The 1,474-nt window shown below is 67.8% G+C and carries 1 protein-coding gene; it reads right to left on the bottom strand.

Annotation, left to right across the window (positions count from 1 at the left end):
- Nucleotides 1-1,474, bottom strand: a 1,474-nt coding sequence (locus tag ABD323_RS41060) for an acyl-CoA carboxylase subunit beta (protein WP_344447202.1), incomplete at both ends; no start/stop codon positions are given.

Here is a 1,474-nt window from a genome sequence, read left to right as displayed (position 1 = left end):
CGGCGGGTTGCCGTGCTTGCGGGAGGGCAGGTCGGCGTGCTTGGTGCGGAGCATGGCCAGCGAGGCGGCGAGCACCGAACGGGTCTCGGCCGGGTCGATCACGTCGTCCACCAGACCACGCTCGGCCGCGTAGTACGGGTGCATCAACTCGCTCTTGTACTCCTTGATCCGGCGCGCCCGCATCGCCTCCGGATCGTCCGCGCCCGCGATGTCCCGACGGAAGATCACGTTCGCCGCGCCCTCCGCCCCCATCACCGCGATCTCGTTGGTCGGCCACGCGAACGACAGGTCCGCCCCGATCGAGCGCGAGTCCATCACGATGTACGCCCCGCCGTACGCCTTGCGCAGGATCAACTGGATCCGCGGCACCGTCGCGTTGCAGTACGCGTACAGCAGCTTCGCGCCGTGCCGGATGATCCCCTCGTGCTCCTGGTCCACCCCCGGCAGGAACCCCGGCACGTCCAGCATCGTCACCAACGGGATGTTGAACGCGTCGCACATCTGCACGAACCGCGCCGCCTTCTCCGAGGCGTTGATGTCCAACACCCCCGCCAGCGACTGCGGCTGATTGGCGATCAGACCCACCACGTGACCGTCGATGCGCGCCAGCGCCACGATCACGTTCGTCGCCCACCGCTCGTGGATCTCCAGGTACTCGCCGTGGTCGACGACCTCCTCGATCACCTTGCGCATGTCGTAGGGACGGTTCCCGTCCGCCGGCACCAGGTCCAGCAACGCCTCACACCGACGGTCCACCGGATCCTCACCCGCCGACGCCGGCGGCATCTCCCGGTTGTTCTGCGGCAGCATCGACAGCAGGTACCGCACCTCCTCGATGCACGAGGGCTCGTCGTCGTACGCGAAGTGCGACACCCCCGACACCGACGAGTGCACGTCCGCACCGCCCAGACCGTTCTGCGAGATCTTCTCCCCCGTCACCGCCTGCACCACGTCGGGACCCGTGATGAACATCTGCGAGGTCTCCCGCACCATGAACACGAAGTCCGTCAACGCCGGACTGTAGGCAGCCCCACCCGCACACGGACCCAGCATCACCGAGATCTGCGGGATCACCCCCGACGCCCGCGTGTTGCGCTGGAAGATCCCCCCGTACCCCGCAAGCGCGGTGACGCCCTCCTGGATCCGCGCACCCGCACCGTCGTTCAACGACACCAACGGCGCACCCGCCGCGATCGCCATGTCCATGATCTTGTGGATCTTCTGCGCGTGCGCCTCACCCAACGCACCCCCGAAGATCCGGAAATCGTGCGCGTACGTGAACACCGTCCGCCCGTGCACCGTCCCCCAGCCCACGATCACACCATCGGTGTGCGGCTTCTTCGCCTCCAGACCGAAACCCGTCGCCCGGTGCCGCCGCAACGGCTCCACCTCATGGAACGACCCCGGATCCAGCAACAGATCGATCCGCTCGCGCGCCGTCAACTTCCCCTTGGCGTGCTGCGCCTCGGTCGCC

Source organism: Kitasatospora nipponensis, from assembly GCF_039528135.1.
GTDB classification, from domain to species: domain Bacteria; phylum Actinomycetota; class Actinomycetes; order Streptomycetales; family Streptomycetaceae; genus Kitasatospora; species Kitasatospora nipponensis.
Note: the sequence above shows the minus strand (reverse complement) of the source record. Positions and strands in the feature narration are given on the sequence as shown.